17 protein-coding genes are annotated in these 20,287 nt (G+C 42.8%); 13 read left to right on the top strand and 4 right to left on the bottom strand.

Annotated elements, in window-relative coordinates:
• Positions 1-34: 34 nt before the first annotated feature.
• The 9 genes from TOL2_RS13790 to TOL2_RS13750 all read left to right on the top strand — a co-directional run bounded on the left by TOL2_RS13790 (position 35) and on the right by TOL2_RS13750 (position 12,598).
• On the top strand, positions 35-3,073 hold the full coding sequence (locus TOL2_RS13790) for an FAD-dependent oxidoreductase (protein ID WP_041279521.1): 3,039 nt from the start codon (positions 35-37) through the stop codon (positions 3,071-3,073).
• Positions 3,073-3,516 (top strand): hydrogenase iron-sulfur subunit, encoded by a 444-nt coding sequence (locus TOL2_RS13785; RefSeq protein ID WP_014958037.1) that lies wholly within the window; start codon positions 3,073-3,075, stop codon positions 3,514-3,516. The genes TOL2_RS13790 and TOL2_RS13785 overlap by 1 nt, the downstream gene beginning before the upstream one ends.
• A 25-nt stretch (positions 3,517-3,541) precedes the next feature.
• Positions 3,542-4,210 (top strand): methylenetetrahydrofolate reductase C-terminal domain-containing protein, encoded by a 669-nt coding sequence (locus TOL2_RS13780; protein WP_014958036.1) that lies wholly within the window; start codon positions 3,542-3,544, stop codon positions 4,208-4,210.
• Positions 4,207-5,130 (top strand): methylenetetrahydrofolate reductase, encoded by a 924-nt coding sequence (locus TOL2_RS13775; protein ID WP_014958035.1) that lies wholly within the window; start codon positions 4,207-4,209, stop codon positions 5,128-5,130. Before TOL2_RS13780 ends, TOL2_RS13775 begins: the two co-directional genes overlap by 4 nt.
• A 40-nt stretch (positions 5,131-5,170) precedes the next feature.
• Complete coding sequence (locus TOL2_RS13770) at positions 5,171-5,560, top strand: response regulator (protein WP_014958034.1); 390 nt, start codon at positions 5,171-5,173, stop codon at positions 5,558-5,560.
• A 201-nt stretch (positions 5,561-5,761) separates the two neighbouring features.
• Entirely contained in the window at positions 5,762-6,724 is a 963-nt protein-coding gene (locus TOL2_RS13765; protein WP_014958033.1) for a hypothetical protein, read from the top strand.
• Between the two features lie 94 nt (positions 6,725-6,818).
• Positions 6,819-8,345 (top strand): PAS domain-containing sensor histidine kinase, encoded by a 1,527-nt coding sequence (locus TOL2_RS13760; RefSeq protein WP_014958032.1) that lies wholly within the window; start codon positions 6,819-6,821, stop codon positions 8,343-8,345.
• 39 nt (positions 8,346-8,384) lie between these two features.
• A complete protein-coding gene (locus TOL2_RS13755) occupies positions 8,385-9,887 on the top strand; it encodes an ATP-binding response regulator (protein WP_014958031.1) in 1,503 nt (500 codons plus the stop codon).
• A 152-nt stretch (positions 9,888-10,039) separates the two neighbouring features.
• The gene (locus tag TOL2_RS13750; protein WP_014958030.1) at positions 10,040-12,598 is read left to right on the top strand and encodes an amino acid permease; all 2,559 of its coding nucleotides are present in this window, start codon (positions 10,040-10,042) and stop codon (positions 12,596-12,598) included.
• Between the two features lie 47 nt (positions 12,599-12,645).
• Here the strand turns inward: TOL2_RS13750 and TOL2_RS13745 are convergent, their stop codons facing one another.
• A complete protein-coding gene (locus TOL2_RS13745) occupies positions 12,646-14,016 on the bottom strand; it encodes an ATP-binding protein (protein ID WP_014958029.1) in 1,371 nt (456 codons plus the stop codon).
• A gap of 333 nt (positions 14,017-14,349) precedes the next feature.
• Positions 14,350-14,922, bottom strand: a complete 573-nt coding sequence (locus TOL2_RS13740) for a hypothetical protein (RefSeq protein WP_014958028.1) — start codon at positions 14,920-14,922, stop codon at positions 14,350-14,352.
• Positions 14,923-15,086: 164 nt separating this feature from the next.
• Between TOL2_RS13740 and TOL2_RS13735 the strand changes: the two genes are divergently transcribed.
• From TOL2_RS13735 to TOL2_RS26020, 4 genes are read left to right on the top strand one after another with little or no spacing between them, the layout of a single operon-like run.
• Entirely contained in the window at positions 15,087-17,096 is a 2,010-nt protein-coding gene (locus tag TOL2_RS13735) for a bifunctional acetate--CoA ligase family protein/GNAT family N-acetyltransferase (protein ID WP_014958027.1), read from the top strand.
• 55 nt (positions 17,097-17,151) lie between these two features.
• Positions 17,152-17,646 (top strand): AAA family ATPase, encoded by a 495-nt coding sequence (locus tag TOL2_RS23670; RefSeq protein ID WP_014958026.1) that lies wholly within the window; start codon positions 17,152-17,154, stop codon positions 17,644-17,646.
• Positions 17,537-18,406, top strand: coding sequence for a S16 family serine protease (locus TOL2_RS13730; RefSeq protein ID WP_232507944.1), 870 nt, complete (start codon positions 17,537-17,539; stop codon positions 18,404-18,406). The genes TOL2_RS23670 and TOL2_RS13730 overlap by 110 nt, the downstream gene beginning before the upstream one ends.
• 28 nt (positions 18,407-18,434) lie before the next feature.
• Positions 18,435-18,596, top strand: coding sequence for a hypothetical protein (locus tag TOL2_RS26020; protein WP_408605419.1), 162 nt, complete (start codon positions 18,435-18,437; stop codon positions 18,594-18,596).
• A gap of 41 nt (positions 18,597-18,637) precedes the next feature.
• Here the strand turns inward: TOL2_RS26020 and TOL2_RS13725 are convergent, their stop codons facing one another.
• Positions 18,638-19,636 carry an inorganic phosphate transporter gene (locus TOL2_RS13725; protein WP_014958024.1) on the bottom strand — a complete coding sequence of 333 codons (999 nt, stop codon included), beginning with the start codon at positions 19,634-19,636 and terminating at the stop codon, positions 18,638-18,640.
• 10 nt (positions 19,637-19,646) lie between these two features.
• On the bottom strand, positions 19,647-20,276 hold the full coding sequence (locus TOL2_RS13720) for a DUF47 domain-containing protein (RefSeq protein ID WP_014958023.1): 630 nt from the start codon (positions 20,274-20,276) through the stop codon (positions 19,647-19,649).
• Positions 20,277-20,287: the final 11 nt, after the last annotated feature.

Genomic DNA, 20,287 nt, shown 5'->3' with positions numbered 1-20,287 from the left:
GATGATGGATACCATAAATAAAAACAGGTTACCCATGCAAAAGCTTAAAAATATTCAACATGATAAGAGTGTGCTTGTTATCGGTGGTGGTGTCGGAGGCATCCGTGCGGCATTGGATTTGGCTGAATCCCGCCGAAATGTCGTACTCATTGATAAATCATATTCAATTGGCGGGTTGATGACCCAGTTGGACCGAACGTTTCCAACCAATAATTGTGATTTATGTACGGTATCTCCCCATTTGTCCGAAAATACAAGACAGATCCATCTGGATTTACAACCCATGACCCGGCTTGAAGAGTTGACTGGTGAGGCTGGTGATTTTAAGGCCACGCTTGTTACCGAGCCAAGATATATTGATATGGATAAATGTACGGCATGCGGAGAGTGCCACAAACATTATCCCGATGCGGTTCGATTTACCCCCGGACTTGATCCGCGTGCGCCTACCTGTATGCGATATCCTCAGGCAACCCCTTATGCTTTTTCCATTGATATTGAAAAAATAACCGATGTGGCGGCTTTGCAGAAGGTATGCAAGGCAGATGCCATTCTTCCGGATGATACCCAAAAGACAACTACCATTGACGTGGCATCGGTCGTGTTAAGCGTCGGGGCTGAATTGTTTGATCCCTCTGTGCTGGATAATTTCGGCGGGGGCCGGTTTGATAATGTTGTAACCGGTCTGGAGTATGAACGGATCATGTCGGCTTCCGGGCCTTTCCAGGGCGATCTTGTAAGGGTTTCAGATAAAAAACGGCCTAAAAAAGTGGCATGGATACAATGTGTCGGATCAAGAGGAATTAATAAGGCTGATGTGCCTTATTGTTCCGGGGTTTGCTGCATGTATGCCTTAAAAGAAGCCATTGTAACAAAAGAAAGATTTGCCGAAAGTATTGAAACTACTATTTTCTATATGGATATGCGGACCTATGGCAAAGATTATGAACTTTATTTTAACCGGGCCAAAAATGATTATGGCATCCGGATGATCCGCTGCCGGCCTCATTCCATTTATGAAGACAGCGAAACTCAAGATCTTTCCATCACCTATACCCTGGAAGAAGAAGCTCGCCGCATAACAGAAGATTTTGACATGGTTGTGCTTTCAACCGGGTTCAGGGTTTGTGAAACAAACATTGATCTTGCATCCCGCCTGGGGATTGACTTAAACGTCCATAATTTTGCAAAGACAAATAATTTTAACCCGGTTATGACATCCAGACCAGGTGTATATGTTTGCGGTGTGGCCGAGAGTCCCAAAGATATTCCCGAAACAATAGTTCAGGCAAGTGCTGCTGCAAGCATGGCGGCATCCGACCTGCCTGCTGTCATGGATCTGCCTGAAACAGATATTGATTTTATACCGGAAAGAGATGTTTCAGAAGAGGAACCCAAAATAGGGGTCTTTGTGTGTGACTGCGGACTGGAAATCGGTGGCGTGGTGGATGTTGACAAAATGGTTCAATTTGCCGGAACCCTTCCCAATGTGGCTGTTTCACAGGCCGTAGGGTATGGGTGCAGCAAAGAGTCCATGGCCCTGATTGAAGAATCAATTAAAAACAATAATTTAAACCGGGTGGTGATCGGAGGTTGTTCTCCCAGGACTCATGAAACCAAGTTTCAGGATCTGATGCGCCGTGCGGGATTAAACAAATATCTGGTGGAAATAGTCAATTTAAGGGATCAGAATACCTGGACCCATATGGGACAGCCGGAGCAGGCTCTGGACAAGGCGTTCAAGCTGCTGCAGATCGGTGTCAGCGGTGTTTGCAAAAGCAGGCCTTTGATGGATCAGACTTTGCCCATGAACCAGAATGCATTGGTTGTGGGTGGCGGTGTTACCGGAATGACGGCAGCACTTCAACTGGCAGGTCAGGGCATTAGGGTCTATCTTCTGGAACGCAACCCTAATCTGGGAGGCGTGGCAAAATCCATCAGACGGACAATCGAAGGGGACGAAGTAGCTCCGTTTATTGATCAATTGATAAAAGATGTGTCAGCCAATAAAAATATCCAGGTTATGACACGGACCATTGTCGTAGATCATTCAGGTGTGCCGGGGCGGTTTACAACCGGTATCCAGACTGGTGCAAGAATGAACTATATGCAGCTCAATCACGGGGTGACCATTTTTGCCACAGGTGCCCTGCCAAACAGGCCGGATGAGTATGGCCTTGGAACCCATGACAATATTGCCACTCAGCTTGAACTGGATGCCTTGATTGAAGATGATCCTGAAAGAATTAAAGCCATGAACCAGGTGGTGATGATTCAATGTGTGGGATCAAGAGAACCCGGCAACCCAAATTGTTCAAGAGTTTGCTGCCAGACGGCCATGAAAAATGCTTTGCGAATTAAAGCCATTAATCCTTACGCGGAAATTTATGTTTTATACAGAGATATTCGTACCTATGGTTTTCAGGAAGATTATTACAGGCAAGCCAGAAATCTGGATGTAAAATTCATCCGGTTCTCTTTAGACAACAAACCGGAAGTATTGTTGGAAAACGATCAGGTGTCCGTTCTTGTGGATGATACGATCCTTGGCAGAAAGATTCAAATTGATGCGGATTATCTTGCCCTTAGCACCGGGATGATTGCCGATGATGAAACCACGGAAGATCTGGGTATGATGTTCCATCTGTCAAGAACAGAAGACAACTATTTTCTTGAGGATCATGTGAAGCTTCGTCCGGTTGATATGTCTGTGAGGGGAAATTTTATAGCCGGAACAACTCACTCTCCAAAAACAATCAGGGAGAGTATTACCCAGGCTTATGCCGCAGCAGGACGGGCACAAACCCTGCTGGCTAAAAAAGAAATCAATCTGGGGGCGGCAATAGCCAAAGTAGACGGAGCCAAATGTGCTGCCTGTCTGGTTTGTGTTCGTGCCTGTCCGTTCGGTATTCCGTTTATCAACGAGGACGGTTATTCGCAGATTGATCCGGCCAAATGCCAGGGATGTGGAATTTGCGCTGCAGACTGCCCGGCAAAGGCCATTCAGTTGCTTGCTTATGAAGACGATCAGATTTTGGCCAAATTAGACGGTTTGTTTGGGGAGGTGAACTAATGGAAAACTTTGAACCGGAAATTGTCGCATTTTGTTGTCATTATTGCGCCTATACTGCTGCTGATATGGCAGGCAGCAAAAGGATATCCTATCCGCCAAACGTAAAAATCATCCGTGTGCCATGCACGGGAAAAGTGGATGCCATCCATATCATGAAAGCCCTTGAAAAAGGAGCGGACGGTGTTTATGTTGCCGGATGCCTTGAAGGGGACTGCCATTTTAAAAATGGAAATACCCGTGCAGGATACAGGGTCGCACATGTACAAAAAATCCTGGAAGAACTTGGCTGGGAAAAAGAACGGGTGGAAATGATCAGGATGTCGGCTGGAATGGGTGAACTTTTTGCCCGTACCGCAAGCGAATTTACTGAAAAAATAAAACAACTGGGACCCAGTCCCGTTAAATATATCAACACAGATAACCATCAGAAGGCAGCTATTTGATGATTAAATCTTCGGAGATAAGAATATGATAACAGCAGAGCAAAAACCATTAAAAGAAATTATAGAATATATTTCACCCTATGACCGGATTCTTCTGGTTGGTTGTAATGAATGTGTGACTGTCTGTGCAGCCGGTGGAAGAAAAGAAGTCGGTCTTTTAGCATCAGCCCTTCACCTGAATTGTTTAAAGCAGGGCAAGACGATTGATATCAAGGAAATAACACTGGAAAGACAATGTGATCCTGAATATGTCGAAGAACTTGTATCTGAAATTGACAGAGCCGATGCTGTTTTGTCCATGGCCTGCGGGTGTGGCGTGCAGACCATTGCCGAACGGTATAAGGATAAACCCGTGTTTCCTGCGGTAAATACAAAATTTATGGGCGCATCCGAATCCCAGGGAATCTGGGCGGAAAGGTGCCAGGGATGCGGTGATTGTCTGCTGGGCATCACAGGTGGCATCTGTCCTGTTTCAAGATGTTCCAAACATCTGCTCAACGGTCCATGCGGCGGAACCTCCAACAGCATGTGTGAAATTTCTCCCGATGTTGACTGTGCCTGGTGTTTGATCTGGGAAAGATTAAAGGCACTTGGAATGGAAAAACGGTATGAAGAAATTATGGAAGCTAAAGATTGGAGACCTGCAGGCGGCGGCGGACCCAGAAAAATAATCAGAGAGGATTTGTCATTATGAAGACTGAAAGCAAACTGGAAAAAGTATTGGCATCTGGAAACCTTGCAGTGACATCTGAGGTCGGTCCTCCCAGGGGCGCAATTCCTGAAATAGTAAGAGAAAAGGCAAATCTTATAAAAGATCATGTTGATGCCGTCAATGTAACAGACAACCAGACCGCCATGGTGCGAATGTCCAGTTGGGCGGCAGGCGTTATTATCAAGCAGATGGGACTGGACCCCATTTTGCAGATGGTCACAAGAGACAGAAATCGTCTGGCCATGCAAAGCGATATTATAGGGGCTTATTCTCTTGGAATTAACACCATGATGTGCCTGTCCGGCGATCATGCGAAATTCGGTGATCATCCCATGGCAAATGGCGTATTTGATCTGGATTCGGTTCAATTGGTTCAAACGGTTAAAAAAATGAGGGATGAAGGCAAATTCCAGGGTGGAGCAGATATTAAAACTCCTCCGAAAATGTTTATTGGAGCTGCTGCCAATCCATTTGCCGATCCCTTTGAACTCAGGGTTATGAGGCTGGACAAAAAAGTAAGGGCAGGTGCTGATTTTATCCAGACCCAGTGTATTTTTAATCTGGATAAGTTTGAAAAATATATGGAAATGATGTGTGACAGGGGACTGGATGAACAGGTGCATCTTTTGGCCGGGATCACACCCATGAAATCAGCCGGTATGGCCAAATATATGAAAAACAAAGTGCCGGGCATGGATGTGCCTGATGAGGTTATCAAGCGAATGGAAGGTGTCTCCAAGGAAGAGCAGCCCGAAGAAGGCATAAGAATAGCCGTAGAATCCATTCAAAGATTAAAAGAAGTCAAAGGCGTACACGGATTTCATATTATGGCTATTGAATGGGAAGAAAAGGTTCCCCAAATTGTAGAAAAAGCAGGATTATTCCCTCGACCTGTGCTATAGGAATATAAAATCCTTATGACAACAAAAAGGAGCAATAACAATGAGTGAAAAACAATTTGTTTTAGTCGTAGACGATGATCCCGATTTGGTGGAAGCGGTTTCTATGAAATTAGAAGCTCTGGAATACAGGGTGGCCAAGGCTTATGACGGTGAAGAAGCTATGGAAAAAATAAATGAAGAGAAACCTGATCTTGTCATCCTTGATGTAATGATGCCCAGAAAGAACGGATGGGAAGTCTGTGAAGAGATTAAAAACAATCCTGATCTGAAAAAAATTTCTGTTGTTCTCTTAACTGCTGTCGCTGATTCCGTTAAAACAACCAGTTATACACATCATGATGGCAAAACAACTTTAGCCGATGATTATGTTCCAAAACCAATTGATTTGGATAAGTTAATGGAAATCGTAAAGGAACATTGCGAGTCGTGAGTTGAATTTTGCAATAATTTTTGTTGAATTGAAAGATTATTATGGCGGGGAGAGTTTCTTTTCCCCGCCATTTTGATTCTGACTTGTCGGGATACTTTATATGAAAGTCTTAAAAAAATCACATAAAAACTTTCATATTTTGTTGTGTGCAAACCAAAGGAAAATCGCTGGTCTGCCCGTGTTATTTGCTAGGATTTTGGGATGATGAACCAAATAAAAATTAACGGCATTCGCCTGAATAAAAATTATCTTCAGGTAACCCAGGAAGAGTTTGACAGGCATTATACATCCGGTATGCTGCTCTATCAGGCTCTGCAATCAAAGAGCATTAACCTTGTGTTTATGGCTTTGAACACTTTGGGTGACAGATCTTTTATTTCAGGGGCGATTGCGTCAAGACATTTAAAGAATGTGCTGAATCAGGATGGCAACTGGGCCTGTAAAAGAGATATCTGTACCCTGTCCATATACCCTCACCACTATCGGTTCCGTCTGCTGGGAGGGCTTTTGTCGCTTCTGGGACAGCAAAAAATATCCTTTTGGCACATGGTTTCGTCCAAAGCAATGTTGACATTTGTGGTTGATCAACAAAATTGCGATGCATTTATAGAGCTGCTGTCATCCAATTTCGATCTGCCCAAATCCCATGTGCCGTTTGAACAGGAAGAAAACGATGAACTCACAAAATTTTTGAAGAAAAAATATCCTGAAACCCGTGCAACCTATGTAGAGGAAAAAATAAAGACTTATGGGATAACATTGGAGACTGACCTGACGCTGAACGCTTACCGGTTTTCTTTTGATCAGCTGGCCGGGTTTGGGCGAGAGCTTCAATCCATTGATGACAGCGAAAATAGTGAAGATAAGTTTTTTCATACATGCGCCCATCTGATATCCCCTGAAAATATATGCCTGTTTTTATTAACGGGAAAATCGCCGGGGTTCACTGAGGGTCAAACCTGTCCGGCTGAACTGCTCAGTTTCCATGGCCCTCATTTCGGTGACAGGCACAGTATTATCAGCAGGGCATTGAATTGCCTTTCAAAAAAATCAATACCTGTTCTTCAGGCAGCCTGCACAGGGTCAAGTATTGGTATTATTCTGGCCCAAGGTAAGGGTGAGGCTGCAAAACAGGCATTAACGGATGTGTTTGAAAATCCATGACAATATGAATCGAATTCGGATAGAATTTGGTGTAGTGATAAATAAGCGAGAATTGAAGGTTTAAAGCTTGAATGGTTTGTGAAAGGCAGAGGCTATGAAAAAAGATCCGGAAATGTCAGCAGATGAAATGTATTGGCGGATCAGGGTATTTGATTCCCTGTCATATCCCAGCGTTATTATTTCACCTGATAAAACTCTGCTGGGTGCCAATAAAAAGTTTTATGAAACTTTTAATCTGTCTTTTGAGGAAATTTTTGGTAAAAAGTGTTTTAATACTTTTTTATACAAGGATACGCCCTGCAACTCTGACCAATGCACCATCTCCAAGGTTATAAAAGACAAAAAGAGTCACAGTTTTGTTTTAAGGCATCAGTACAGATGGGAAGAAAGAGTGTTTTCACCTATTTTTGATGAAAATGGAGATGTGGCATATGTGACGGCCAACATGCGGGACATTACCCAGACAAAATCCCTTGAAAATCAGCTGCATGGGGCAAAAGAGTTTATCAGCAGGGTGATTTATTCGTCTGCAAGCGCAATTGTTGCCGCAGACCGTAAGGGTAATATCAATTTGATGAATTCTGTGGCAAAAGAGTTGTTTGGTGACTATAACGGTGAGGAAGGCAAGATCAAGCATACCGAACAATTATATCCTCCGGGCAAAGCCAAAGAGATCATGAGAATGCTCAGGGATGAAAAAATCGGAGGAAAAGGAAAACTTCTGATTCCGCGGACAACCATTGTTAATTCCCATGGCGAAGAAATTAAAGTCGAGATGTCAGCCGCGATTATTTATGACGAAAAAGGCAATGAATCAGCCACAATGGCTATTTATAATGATTTAAAAGATAAGATCAAGGTTGAAAAAGAATTAAAAATGGCCCAGAAGCAGTTGTCTCAATCTGAAAAAATGGCATCTTTGGGTCAATTGGCTGCAGGTGTTGCTCATGAAATCAATAATCCGTTGACCGGTGTGTTGTTTTATGCAAGCCTTTTATTGGAGCGGGGAGATCTTGATGATAGTATGCGTGAAGATCTGGGGTATATTCTTGAAGATGCCAACAGGTGCAAGTCCATCGTTAAAAGCCTTCTGGTTTATAGTCGACGTGCTGGATCTCAAAAAAATATTGTTCACCTCAATGATATTGTCAACCAGAGCCTGACATTGATCCGGGATCAGAAAAAGTTCAGAAATATCATCATTAAAAAAGATCTGTCAGATGAAATGCTGCTCATTCATGCAGATACAAATAAGCTGAACCAGGTGTTGATTAATCTTGTGATCAATGCGGCTGATTCCATGGACGGACTTGGTATCATCACGTTGACATCTTATAAGGAGAAAGCAGTTAAAAAGGTTTTCCTGGAAATTAAAGATACAGGAGAAGGGATACCCCATGAAAATTTATCAAAAATTTTTGACCCCTTTTTTACGACAAAAGAAGTGGGAAAAAGTACGGGGCTTGGTTTGAGTATTGTTTACGGCATCATTGAGGAGCATGGGGGGAAAATTTCTGTTAAAAAAACAGGCTCAAAAGGCACAATATTTATCATTGAATTTCCCATGTGCGTACCTTCGGAAACCAAAGGTCCGTCTTTGTGTAATCCCCAAACCGATTAATATTTATAACTTAAGAAATGAAGACAAATATAAAGACAAATGAATAATTCAGCTATAAATTCCATAAAAAAGAGCGTAAAAGATATTTTTTTTCAGCCACGGGTGTTGGTCGTGGACGATGAAGTGCGTATTCAAAAAGCCTGTCAAAGATTACTGACGGAAGAAGGATGTGATGTTGAAGTTGCGGATGATGGTGTTCAAGGTCTTGAAATGATTGAAAAAAAGCATTTTGATATCATTTTGCTGGACCTGATGATGCCCGGGATCTCCGGTCTGGAAGTTTTAACAGACGTCAAATCCCGTCATCCTGATACGGTTGTGATTGTAGTGACCGGTTATGCAACACTTGAACATTCAATTGAGACAATGAAAAAAGGAGCTTTTGATTTTTTATCAAAACCATTTTCACCCGATGAATTGCGGGCTGTTATCAGTAAGGCCATTGAATTTTTGAGGACACTTCAGGATATCGCAACTGAAAAATCCAGGATGCGGGTGATGATCAACACCTTGAGCGATGGGGTGTTGACAACGGATAACCAGAAACGGATTGCTTTGGCAAATCCGGCATTCTTAAAAGCAATCGGCTGCAGAAGGACCAAAGTTATAGGTCACAATGTATCGGAATTTATAACTGACCCCAGGTTGCTGGAAATGATAGACCAGGCCATTAACCAGCCGGAAGGTACATTTGCAGAAATTACCGATGAGATCTCCATGCCGTTTTCAACAGGAAAAGATGATATCATTATTGGTGCCAGATGTATTCCGTTCCGGGACCGCCTTAATCGGAATCTGGGCTCTGTTACACTTCTCCACGATATCACGGCGTTAAAAAAGGTGAATCAGCTAAAATCCAATTTTGTTTCCATGGTGGCCCATGAAATCAAAAGCCCTCTCAATTCAATTTTAATGCAGTTAAAGGTGATTCTGGACGGGCTGGCAGGAGATTTGACTGACAAGCAAAAAGAGATACTGCAACGAAGTTCGGAACGAATCAAATCATTAACAAAACTTTCGTCAGAACTTCTGGATCTTTCCAAGATTGAATCAGGGCTGATCAACCAGGAAAGAGAGGAACTGGACCTGGTTGAATTGATAAAGGATCAGGTTGCGGGCTATCAGGATACTGTAGATGCCGAATCCACACAATTGACAGTGAAAGAAACCAAAAACCAAATTCATATGCTGGGAAACCGGACCAATATCGAAGAGGTGGTTTCCAATCTCATATCCAATGCGATCCGGTATAGTCCCAATGGCGGAAAAATTACGGTATGGGCGGATGAGAACAGTGACGGTGTGGTAATCAAGGTATCAGATACCGGCCTTGGGATACCGGAACAGGATCTGGGGAATATTTTTGACCGTTTTTTTCGTGTAAAGAATAAAGAAACAAGGTATATAAACGGAACAGGCCTGGGGCTTGCCATTGTAAAAAGCATTGTTGAAGCTCACCACGGCACCATTGAAGTACAAAGCCGGAAGGGTGAAGGCACTTGCTTTTCTGTTTATTTTCCAAAACCTGAATATAAAATTTGAGTGTCTGAGTGTTGATCTTAAGGGCAACATCGCTGTGTTTTAATTTTTTTGCATCCGGTTTTCTGTTTGAAAACTGATATAAGGTAGCGTATAGATAAAATTTTATTACACAGAGTTGTTTTTGTTTTATGTCTTTTGTTCAGGAGGTTGCAATGTCCGTCAGTATTTCTCCTAAAAAAAACGGGTCTTTGGGTACATTTGCAGGTGTTTTCACCCCCAGCATTCTGACCATTCTCGGCATCATCCTCTTTAGGAGGATGGGATATGTCCTTGGCGAAGCCGGTCTTGCAAAGACTTTGATCATCATGTGTCTTGCAAATTCCATTTCCGTACTCACAAGTTTTTCCCTGGCTGCCATTGCCACTAACCTGAAGGTCAAGGGAGGCGGTGATTATTACCTGATTTCCCGAACTCTGGGCCTTGAATTCGGCGGGGCCATAGGCATAGTACTGTTTTTGGCGCAGTCAGTATCCATTGCTTTTTATTGTATCGGATTTGGTGAAGCCATTTCCGGTATGGGGATTTTTGCCGACATTGCGTTTTTACCCCAGATGATTGCCGCAACCGCACTGTTGCTGCTGTTTGTCCTGGCCTGGACAGGGGCGGACTGGGCCACGAAATTTCAATACGCAGTAATGGCTATCCTGGTATTGGCACTGATTTCATTTTTTATCGGCGGGTTTCAAAAATGGGACACAAACCTTTTATGGGCAAGCCGGATAAATGAAACTGATAACACAGGGTTCTGGATTTTGTTTGCAATTTTTTTTCCGGCAGTAACCGGCTTTACCCAGGGGGTCAGCATGTCAGGAGATCTTAAAGATCCAGGAAAAAGCCTGCCCCTTGGAACATTTCTGGCGGTTGCCTTGTCTGTTCTGATTTATCTGGCGGTTGCAGTTGTTTATTCAGCATCCAGCCCCCTTGCGACATTGGCATCAAATTACAATATCATGAAAGATACTGCCCAATGGGGAATTTTTATTGATGCAGGTGTCATATCAGCCACGCTTTCGTCTGCAATGGCATCCTTTTTGGGTGCCCCCAGAATTCTTCAGTCACTTGCCAGGGATAAAATTTTTGCTTTTTTAAATCCCTTTGCCCTGGGTGCAGGGGCTTTTGACAACCCCAGACGAGGCGTTTTGCTGTCCTTGTGCATTGCCCTTGGAACCATTGCAATGGGACAGCTTGATCTGATTGCAAAAGTTGTTTCCATGTTTTTTTTGATTTCATACGGTCTGCTCAACTATGCCACCTATTTTGAGGCTGCCACCCAAAGTCCGTCTTTTCGTCCCCGTTTCCGATGGTATCATAGAAATCTGAGCCTGGCAGGATTTTTGATATGCCTGGGAGTCATGCTGGCCATTGACTGGAAAACAGGGGTTGCGGCAGTGGCCATTCTTTTTGCCATCTATCAATATTTGAAAAGAACTTCCGGTCCGTCCCGGTGGGCAGACAGTCAACGGTCCTATCACCTTCAGCAGATACGAAAAAACCTGCTGGCCACCCAGGAAGACATAGAGCATCCAAGAGAGTGGCGGCCCTTTATTCTGGTTTTGTCCGGCAGCAGCGACCATCGCTTGCCCCTGCTTTGGTTTGCCTCTCTTGTCGAAGGAGGCAGCGGCCTGACCACTGCCGTAAATATGGTTGTCAGCCAAGGCATCATATCCTTCAAGGTAAAAGACGAATTGACTCTTCAATTGCAACAGGATTTGCTGAATGTTGACTCCAGGGCCTTTGGACTTTTTGTCTCAGCACCGGATGTTGAAACCGGCCTTGATATCCTGATCCAGTCCTATGGTATCGGGCCTGTCAAAGCCAACACCATTTTGATCAACTGGAACGAAAAGAACGAAAAAAGCGAAAAAAATTTCCGGAATATGTATTTTCCCGATTATAAACAACAGGTTCAAAAGGCTCTCAGAGACGGCTGTAATGTGGTTTTCTTCGATGGCCGGCAAATAAAAGAACTTTTAGAGTATCCTGACCAGGAAGATGAGATCCGTATTGATGTCTGGTGGAGAGGGGATGATACCAGTAACCTGCTACTCCTTCTGGCCTATCTTGTGACTCGAAACGAAAAATGGGAATCAGCCAGCATCCGTCTGCTGGCCGTGAATTATTCTTCAGACTCTCCGGAAAACCAGGATGCTTTATCCAAAAGGCTGGATGAAATCAGGATTAATGCTCTTCCGGTTATTGTCACAGGTGTTACCTCAACGATAATCAAGGAAAAATCAAAGGATGCTCACCTGGTTTTTATTCCTTTCATCATGAAGCAAAAACAGCCGGTATGCTTCACCGGAGATCTGTTTGAAACGATTTTGCCGGATATAAAGGTTGCGGCCATGGCCATGGCTGCAAAAACCATGCAGCTTGATGCTGAGCCGGAAGAAGGCAAGGTAAAAGAGCTTGCTGATCTTTATGATCAGCTGATGCATGCTGAAAAAAGAGCGCAAGCAGCTGAAAAAAGAGCCTTGGACCTGGCCCGGGAAGCCGCCGGCATAATGGAATCAATTGATTTGACATCCCATGATAATACCGAAGAGATCGTCAAAAAAATAAATGAATCCATCAAAATAAGAAAAAAAGCAGCAAGTGCCGGAGAAAAGGCGTTCAGGGAAAAAGCAAAACTGGAGCAAGCCTTGAAAAACGCAACGGAACAAGGGGTTAAAACCGACAGACTTCCCTCGGGAGAGAATAATGATAGTTGAATTTATGGTTCAAGCATATCGTCTCCAAATAAGCGGTATTATCCGCTTCATTTGGATTGTTGAATCGCCTTGTCATTGGATATCATCCAGTCGATGTAATCGTTAATGGATCCGGTTAAATAAAACGGAATGTTTAGCAGCGTGCAATCGTTTCCGTTCAACGTCGAAATTCGATTTGTTTCCAATTTCCCGGAATAAATCCTTACAGCATATTTGTGAGGTGCCCGGTCTATGAACTGATGAAGGGACCTGAGTCGTCCGGTTACAGCAGATTTTACCTCAATGGGTATCAGCAGATTTTTATATTGAATCAGGAAATCGACTTCGGCATTGGATTGCTTTTTTTCCCGGTTCCAGAATTGCAGTTTGAATAAAGGTGATGTTTCAGCAGCGAGAAGTTCCTGCCCGACAATATGTTCTGCTATCTTACCCTGATAGACAGTATCAATGCCATTGGCTCCAAACAAATCTTTTTGAAATCCACCAAAAAAGTTTAGCATTCCGGTGTCAAGAACTTGGATTCTTGGCGATTTTTTTGTATTTGGCTGCAAAGGGGGTGAAACAGAGGAAGAGGGGTACACAAGGTAAATTAACATCGCTTTTTCCAAAACTTTTAATGCTTCACTCATTTCTCTTGATTTGTAGTTGGAATTGCCAAAACCCTGGAATTTAATCCTGTTGCCTGCTTCATAGAATGCATTTGAAATAGCATGGCGAATAACGTTTGCCATTGTGCTGTTTCGGGCGTATTTTTCGACGTCATCAAGGTAAGAGACGATTAAACTGTCAAATATGCTGTTGAGTGCAATGATGTCTTTGTGGTCGGAATATTTTTGAACGATTTCCGGCATGCCCCCGATTATTGCGTATGTATTGAATAATTTCATCAATTTGTCATGTGCGAAATCAGGTACAGGGATTGTTTTATTAAGAATGTCCAGGCTGGCCGTTTCTGATAATGCATTTAGAAACTCTTTAAAGCTTAATGGCCTCATCACAAGATATTCTACTCTGCCAACCGGGAAACTGATATGAGTATCAATAAGTGTTTCTAAAAGAGATCCGGCTGCGATAACGTACAGATCTGGAAAAGATTCATAAAAATATCTGAGATAGGAAACAGCAGATGGGCAGTTCTGAATTTCATCTATGAATATTAAAACACTGCCTTTACGGTTTTGCTGATTTTTATAAAAGAATATTGCCTGAACCAACTCTTCAATGGAACGGTTCTGCTCAAAGATATCCCGCTCGGTTTTAATTTCAAGATTTAGATACAGATATTGATTAAATTGTTCTGAAAAAAGGTTGATAGCTGTCGTTTTTCCCACTTGCCGTGCACCTCTCAAGACCAGTGGTTTTCGATCCTTTTTGTCTTTCCAGCTTGATAAATTATTTAAAATATCCCGATTGAACATCGCATTCTCATTTATATTTTTGTCATAAAGTCATAGATATTTAATCAGTTTGTTGTAATAAAGTCAATCATAATATTGAATATTTTTGTAAAACAGTCAGGTGTTTTAAGCCCAGCTACCGTGAACAAGGCTAAAACTTAAGTTAAGCGGCTGCGACACAGCTAAAAAAAATCTACAGTTGATGTCCACTTCAACTTAATTGTTAAGTGAACCCGCTTTATCGGGTATATTGGCATACAGTTTGCATTGTATGTAAAGCGACTTTGCCCTTTTGGGTCCGCCCGAAGGGCTTCATTTAACAAGTGGCTTTTACTTTCATAGCATTTTCAAGTTTTATTCCATCCGCCGGATCCTGTAGGCAAAGGTGTTTTTTCCGGTTTTGCAAATTTCATGGCAATGTTTGTCGATTGTTCCGATAAGATAACTCTGGTGCTTGATTTTTTTAACATATGCGGTCAGATCAGCAGTTTTAATCTCTTCGATGGCTTCATTTAAGGTTATTTCACGATCATGCTCTCTGGCTGCAACCAGAGGAAGAGACATCAGTCTGTTTTTGATAATATTTGTATCAAAAAATCCAATGTTGTGAAGTGCGGTTCTAGCGGAGTTGAATCCCTGCTCGGAAAAATCACAGAGCAGATTAACGGCATCAGCATTATTAAGAAGCCTGGGCTTGCGGAACAGTCTTTTCTTTGCAAATTTTGACAAAGAAAAAATGATCGCTCGGATCAACCTTTTTCTGGTTGTAATCTCTGTTTCGTTAGCGTTTATTGCCTTGCCGATAGCAACAAGTACATTTAAGGCTTCGGGTCCCATTTGATAAATTTCATCCGCTTTAAAATGAGCGGTTTCCCGGTCTTTTGTCGTATCCATTGAGTGGATGATTTTTTTAACTGTTTGATGCATGTCAATTCCTAATTAAGCAGCAGTTTGGGCTATATTTCAAATTCCAATATGCATATAAGCAATGTAATAAGGTTTAACGAGTTTGTCCGGATTGTCAAGGGAAAATCAAACTTCAACTAAATTGAAGAACGTTGCCCAGACAAAGGCTATACAAAGGAGAACCTATGGGGCAGTATAATTTAAGCCGTGTTTTTAAACCCGATAATATAGCTGTTATCGGGGCTAGTGAAATACCAGAGACTATTGGAAACGCGGTTATGACCAATTTGATGGCCGGAGGATTTTCAAGTAATATCTTACCTGTGAATCCCAAATATGAATTTTTACACGGGAAACCATGTTCCAGGTACATAGAGGACATTGAAGCGGAAGTTGATCTGGCTGTCATCGCCACACCGATTCAAACCGTTCCGGATATTGTCCGGTCGTGCGTGAAGCAGAAAATCGGCAGCGCCATCATCATTTCAGCCGGGGGCAAAGAGACTGGTGAAAAAGGGAAACAGATTGAACAGGATATTCAAAAGACTGCATATGAAGGCGGGTTGAGGATTGTAGGGCCAAATTGTCTGGGCGTTATATGCCCAAAGGTTAAAATGAATGCTAGCTTTGCTTCAGAAATGCCGCTCAGCGGGAACCTTGCATTTATTTCCCAAAGCGGTGCCATTTGTACAGCTGTTCTGGATTTTGCTTTTAGAGAAAATTTCGGGTTCAGTCATTTTATCAGTATCGGCTCAATGCTGGATGTTGATTTCGGGGATTTGATTGATTATCTTGGCAATGATCCGTCAACCAGAAGCATTCTTTTATATATTGAAAATTTGACCAATATTCGAAAATTCATGAGCGCAGCCCGAGCTGTTTCCAGGATTAAACCGATCATTGTATTAAAGGCTGGTAAAAGCGATGCCGGGGCAAAAGCTGCAGCATCTCACACCGGTGCTTTGGCAGGAGAAGATTCGGTCTATGAAGCTGCTTTCAAACGGGCAGGGATTGTGCGGGTAAAAACTATCCAGGACTTATTCGATTGTGCCGAGCTGCTTGCCAAGCAGCCCAGACCTGCTGGTCCGGGACTTGCCATAATCACAAACGGCGGTGGCCCCGGTGTGATGGCCACTGATATCCTTGCAGATTATGGACAAACACCAGCCATTCTGCAAGAAGAGACAATTGAAAAGTTAAACAGTGTGCTGCCGGCGTTCTGGAGCAAGTCCAACCCCATAGACATACTGGGAGACGCAACTCCGGAAAGATTTTGCAAGGTTCTGGATATCTGTTTCGAATCCAAAGGAATTCATGGCTTATTATTGATTCTGGCACCTCAGGCGTTATCAGATCCAATGGCCATTGCAAAGATCGTTGTGACAACTATGAAAAATCGAAAATTTCCAGTAGTGACCTGTTGGATGGGAGGCGAGCGTATTGCCGGGGCGGTGGAATTTCTTAATAAGTCAGGTGTTCCAACCTATGAAACCCCTGAAAGAGCAGTGCAGGCATTTTTGTATCTCCGTAAATATGCAAAGAACCTGGCTGCATTGACGGAGATTCCTCCAAGACTGGCTCACCACCTTGAATTTGACCGGGAAAAGGCCCGACATTTTATTCGCCGGTCCTTGCACAATGAATTCATGTCAGACCTGGATTGTAAAGAAGTCCTGGCTGCCTATGGATTGCCTGTTTTGTCCGCCAGGAAAGCAGAAAGTGAAACTGAGGCGGTTGAAATAGCCGGGGATATAGGATATCCGCTTGTTATGAAAATTTTATCACCCGATATCACCCATAAAACAGAAGCTGGCGGAGTCCAGCTTGATCTTCGGTCGGAAGATAGGGAATTTTTCAACATACTCTCACTAACCAGTATTTATTATCGGTTTTTTACACCGATCAAAGAACCAAAACCGGAGATGCTGGCTCGTTTTACACAGATTGATTATGACCGTGAGATTGCACTGGTAGCTATCCTGGAAAAAGATGGAAATGAAAGACTCCTTGGCGTTGCCAGGGTGATTGGAGATCCTGATGGAAAAAACGGAGAGTTTTCTGTTCTTATCGGAGATCCCTGGCAGGACAAAGGTATAGGTGCCATGCTGCTTCAAAATTGCCTGGATATTTTCAGAGCAAGGGGTTTTAAAACCATTATGGGGTTTGTTCTGCTCTTTTCAAGAAGAACAAGATAAGATTAAAAAAGAATATGAAGAAAAGAGCCGGCAACTTTTTACCCAGGTTGAAGTTATGGCCGGTAAACTCAACATCAGTATCGTACAAACTGAGAAAGGCTATCAGCCGGTGCCGATGAGCAGCGGCCAACCAATTACTCCTTTAAAGCCAAAACCAATTTCTGTAGATCTTAAAGTTATTCTATTGGGAAGCTATGAAACCTTTAGGACACTCCAGGGATCTGATCCGAAATTCAATAAAATTTTCGGGGTTCGAGCAGATTTCGACCATGAAGTCGAAGTGAATCAAGAGAATTTGATCAATTATGCAAAATTTATTTCAAGTGTCTGTAAAAAAGAAAAATTGTTGCCGTTTACTCCTTGTGGTGTGACTGCCGTGGTGGAGTACGGCAACCGTATTGTGGAGGATAAAAAAAAAACTGTCTCTACGCTTTGGTCAGGTGTTAAGGGTTTTAAAAGAGGCGAATTACTGGGCAAGAAAGGAAAATACAACAGAAGTGACCGCCAGTCATGTGGTAAGAGCGTTAAACGAACACCGTTTTCGACATAACCTTTATGAGGAAAAGGTACAGGAAAGGTATGATGAACAATCTATCCTTCTGGATGTCACCGGTGCTGTGATAGGCCAGGTTAATGCTTTGGCTGTATATCAGATTGGAGAAATAGCTTTTGGAAGGCCGTCTAGAATCACTGTGGAATCTTATATGGGTAAGCCGGGTATTGTAAATGTGGAACATGAAGCCCAACTCTCCGGGCAAACTCATGATAAAGGGATGATGATTATTGCCGGTTATTTGGGCAGGATGTTTGCCCAGAATTATCCTTTGAGTGTTTCCATCAGTGTCTCCTTTGAGCAAAACTATAGTGGCATTGACGGCGATAGCGCTTCTTCTACTGAACTATATGCTGTTTTGTCCAGTCTTTCTGGTTATCCTATCCGTCAGGGAATTGCCGTTACCGGTTCTGTTAACCAGAAAGGTGAAATTCAGGCAATTGGTGGAGTAAATGAAAAAATTGAAGGTTTTTTTGATGTTTGCACCCAAAAAGGACTGACAGGAGTTCAGGGCGTGATGATTCCCTCATCCAATGTGAAAAATCTCATGCTCAGGAAGGATGTCGTGGATGCCATTGATCGTAGTATGTTTCATATTTACCAGGTATCAACTATTGAGCAGGGCATAGAAGTTTTGACCGGGATCGTTGCAGGTGAACCTGATGAGAACTTTAATTTTCCGAAAAATACTTTGTTTGAGGCTGTGCAAAACAAACTTAAAAAACTTCATGAACGCTCGGTACAGTATAACAGATGAAGCTATTTAGAAATTAACCCATAACAAAATAATCTATAGATGCCAAAATGCTGCTAAAAATTCAAAAATACTGCCTGATATTTTTTCTGTGGTTATTGTTACGGCGTTTGCCGACAGCAGTGTCAATCTTCAGTTGCGATTCTGGATTGAAAATCCATCAGACCAATACTCATTTATGGAACTATACTGAAAAATGCAAAAAAGTCCTTTTGATTTTGTGGTGTATATTGTTTATACCTTCCCGAAAAGGTTCAACAATAGATACACACCGCCTGAAACCGCAGCTGACCCGGGAATGGTCAATATCCATGCTATGATGATATTTTTTGCCACCCCCCATCGGACGGCAGAAAGACGGTGAACGGTGCCGACACCGATGATTCCGCCGGTAATGGTATGGGTTGTTGAAACAGGAATCCCGGCAAAGGAATTGCCGATAATGGATGCGGCTGCTGCTGTTTCGGCACAGAAGCCGTCCATTGGCTTTAATTTGGTCACCCGCATTCCCATGGTTTTGACAACTTTCCATCCACCGATCAGGGTGCCCATTGCAATAGTTATGTGACATGACAGGATAACCCAGACAGGCACTGAAAAATCAGACTGCCATCCTGCGGAAACCAGAACCATGACAATAATGCCCATGGTTTTCTGGGCATCATTTGCGCCGTGCCCCAGGCTGAACATAGCAGATGATACAAGTTGACCTACACGAAAAAAACGGTCAACATCTCCGGGACGCCAGTTTTTAAAAATCCAGGCTGTTGTGATGGAAAAAAAAATTCCCAGACCCATTCCTATCAAGGGAGAAAGAAAAATAAAGATACAGATTTTGGTGATTCCCGGAATAATCAGGACATTCACTCCGCCCTTTACGAGACCGGCACCGATGATACCACCGATAAGGGCATGAGAAACACTGATTGGAAGCCCCATTATTGTGCAGATATGAGTCCATGAAACAGCTCCAATCAGCACCGTCAGGACAAACCACAGAGAGATGATTTCCGGATTGACCACTCCTTTTCCGATTGTTTTGGCAACCCCGACGCCAAATCCAAAAGCAGCAATTAAATTGAAGAACGCAGCCCAGGCAACGGCTGTACGGGGTGATAAAACCCGGGTTGAAACTATGGTGGCAATGGAATTGGCCGCATCATTCATTCCATTTAAAAAATCAAATATCAAGGCTACCAAAATAATGATTCCTGAAAAAAATAAGATTTCCATTATGGATTCCTCATGCATATTTGATTAATATGGTTTCAAGAACATTGGCAAGGTCTTCGCATCTGTCAATAGCAGCTTCCAGCAGTTCAAAAATTTCTTTTTTCTTTATCAGCTCAAGCGGATCAATACCCGGAGTATTGAACAATGCCTTCAGTCCCATCCGAAGTTCTGCATCCCCTTCGTTTTCAATGCTGTTGACATGGATACAAATATTGCGGATGCGCTCTTTGTGTTTTAAATTAGCCAGAAGTTTGATGGCTGTTGCAAGTTCAAGAAAGGCCTTTTTTAAAATATCCGTCTGTTTTCTGACTGTTGCAGGGGGAGACAGGATATTGTAGATTACCATCCGGATGCCCGCTTTTTCAACCATATCCATAATGTCGTCCAGATGCTGGGTAAGCATCTGAATATCCTCCCGGTCAAAAGGGGTTATAAAAACCGTATTTAACAGTTCAAAAACTTGGTGTGCTATATTATCCGCATTATTCTCAATTTCCTTGAGACGTATTGCCATGGAGTCTTTTTGTGAATATTTGTCCAGCATTGATTCGAACAGTTGGATGCCTTCTAAAACAATATCCGTATGCTGATTAAACAGTGTAAAAAACCGATTTTCTTTTGGTAAGAATTTTTTTAACACATCTCCCCTCC

The organism is Desulfobacula toluolica Tol2, from assembly GCF_000307105.1.
GTDB lineage: Bacteria > Desulfobacterota > Desulfobacteria > Desulfobacterales > Desulfobacteraceae > Desulfobacula > Desulfobacula toluolica.
This window is presented reverse-complemented; position numbering and strand designations above follow the sequence as displayed.

What these genes read in the sequence shown, in the direction of transcription:
- TOL2_RS13770 (WP_014958034.1), top strand. Translation starts at nt 5,171, where the DNA reads ATGAGTGAAAAACAATTTGTTTTAGTCGTAGACGATGATCCCGATTTG.
- TOL2_RS13750 (WP_014958030.1), top strand. Translation starts at nt 10,040, where the DNA reads ATGTCCGTCAGTATTTCTCCTAAAAAAAACGGGTCTTTGGGTACATTT.
- TOL2_RS13760 (WP_014958032.1), top strand. Translation starts at nt 6,819, where the DNA reads ATGAAAAAAGATCCGGAAATGTCAGCAGATGAAATGTATTGGCGGATC.
- TOL2_RS13780 (WP_014958036.1), top strand. Translation starts at nt 3,542, where the DNA reads ATGATAACAGCAGAGCAAAAACCATTAAAAGAAATTATAGAATATATT.
- TOL2_RS23670 (WP_014958026.1), top strand. Translation starts at nt 17,152, where the DNA reads ATGGCCGGTAAACTCAACATCAGTATCGTACAAACTGAGAAAGGCTAT.
- TOL2_RS13785 (WP_014958037.1), top strand. Translation starts at nt 3,073, where the DNA reads ATGGAAAACTTTGAACCGGAAATTGTCGCATTTTGTTGTCATTATTGC.
- TOL2_RS13740 (WP_014958028.1), bottom strand. Translation starts at nt 14,922, where the DNA reads ATGCATCAAACAGTTAAAAAAATCATCCACTCAATGGATACGACAAAA.
- TOL2_RS13775 (WP_014958035.1), top strand. Translation starts at nt 4,207, where the DNA reads ATGAAGACTGAAAGCAAACTGGAAAAAGTATTGGCATCTGGAAACCTT.
- TOL2_RS13790 (WP_041279521.1), top strand. Translation starts at nt 35, where the DNA reads ATGCAAAAGCTTAAAAATATTCAACATGATAAGAGTGTGCTTGTTATC.
- TOL2_RS13745 (WP_014958029.1), bottom strand. Translation starts at nt 14,016, where the DNA reads ATGTTCAATCGGGATATTTTAAATAATTTATCAAGCTGGAAAGACAAA.
- TOL2_RS13735 (WP_014958027.1), top strand. Translation starts at nt 15,087, where the DNA reads ATGGGGCAGTATAATTTAAGCCGTGTTTTTAAACCCGATAATATAGCT.
- TOL2_RS13765 (WP_014958033.1), top strand. Translation starts at nt 5,762, where the DNA reads ATGATGAACCAAATAAAAATTAACGGCATTCGCCTGAATAAAAATTAT.
- TOL2_RS13725 (WP_014958024.1), bottom strand. Translation starts at nt 19,636, where the DNA reads ATGGAAATCTTATTTTTTTCAGGAATCATTATTTTGGTAGCCTTGATA.
- TOL2_RS13755 (WP_014958031.1), top strand. Translation starts at nt 8,385, where the DNA reads ATGAATAATTCAGCTATAAATTCCATAAAAAAGAGCGTAAAAGATATT.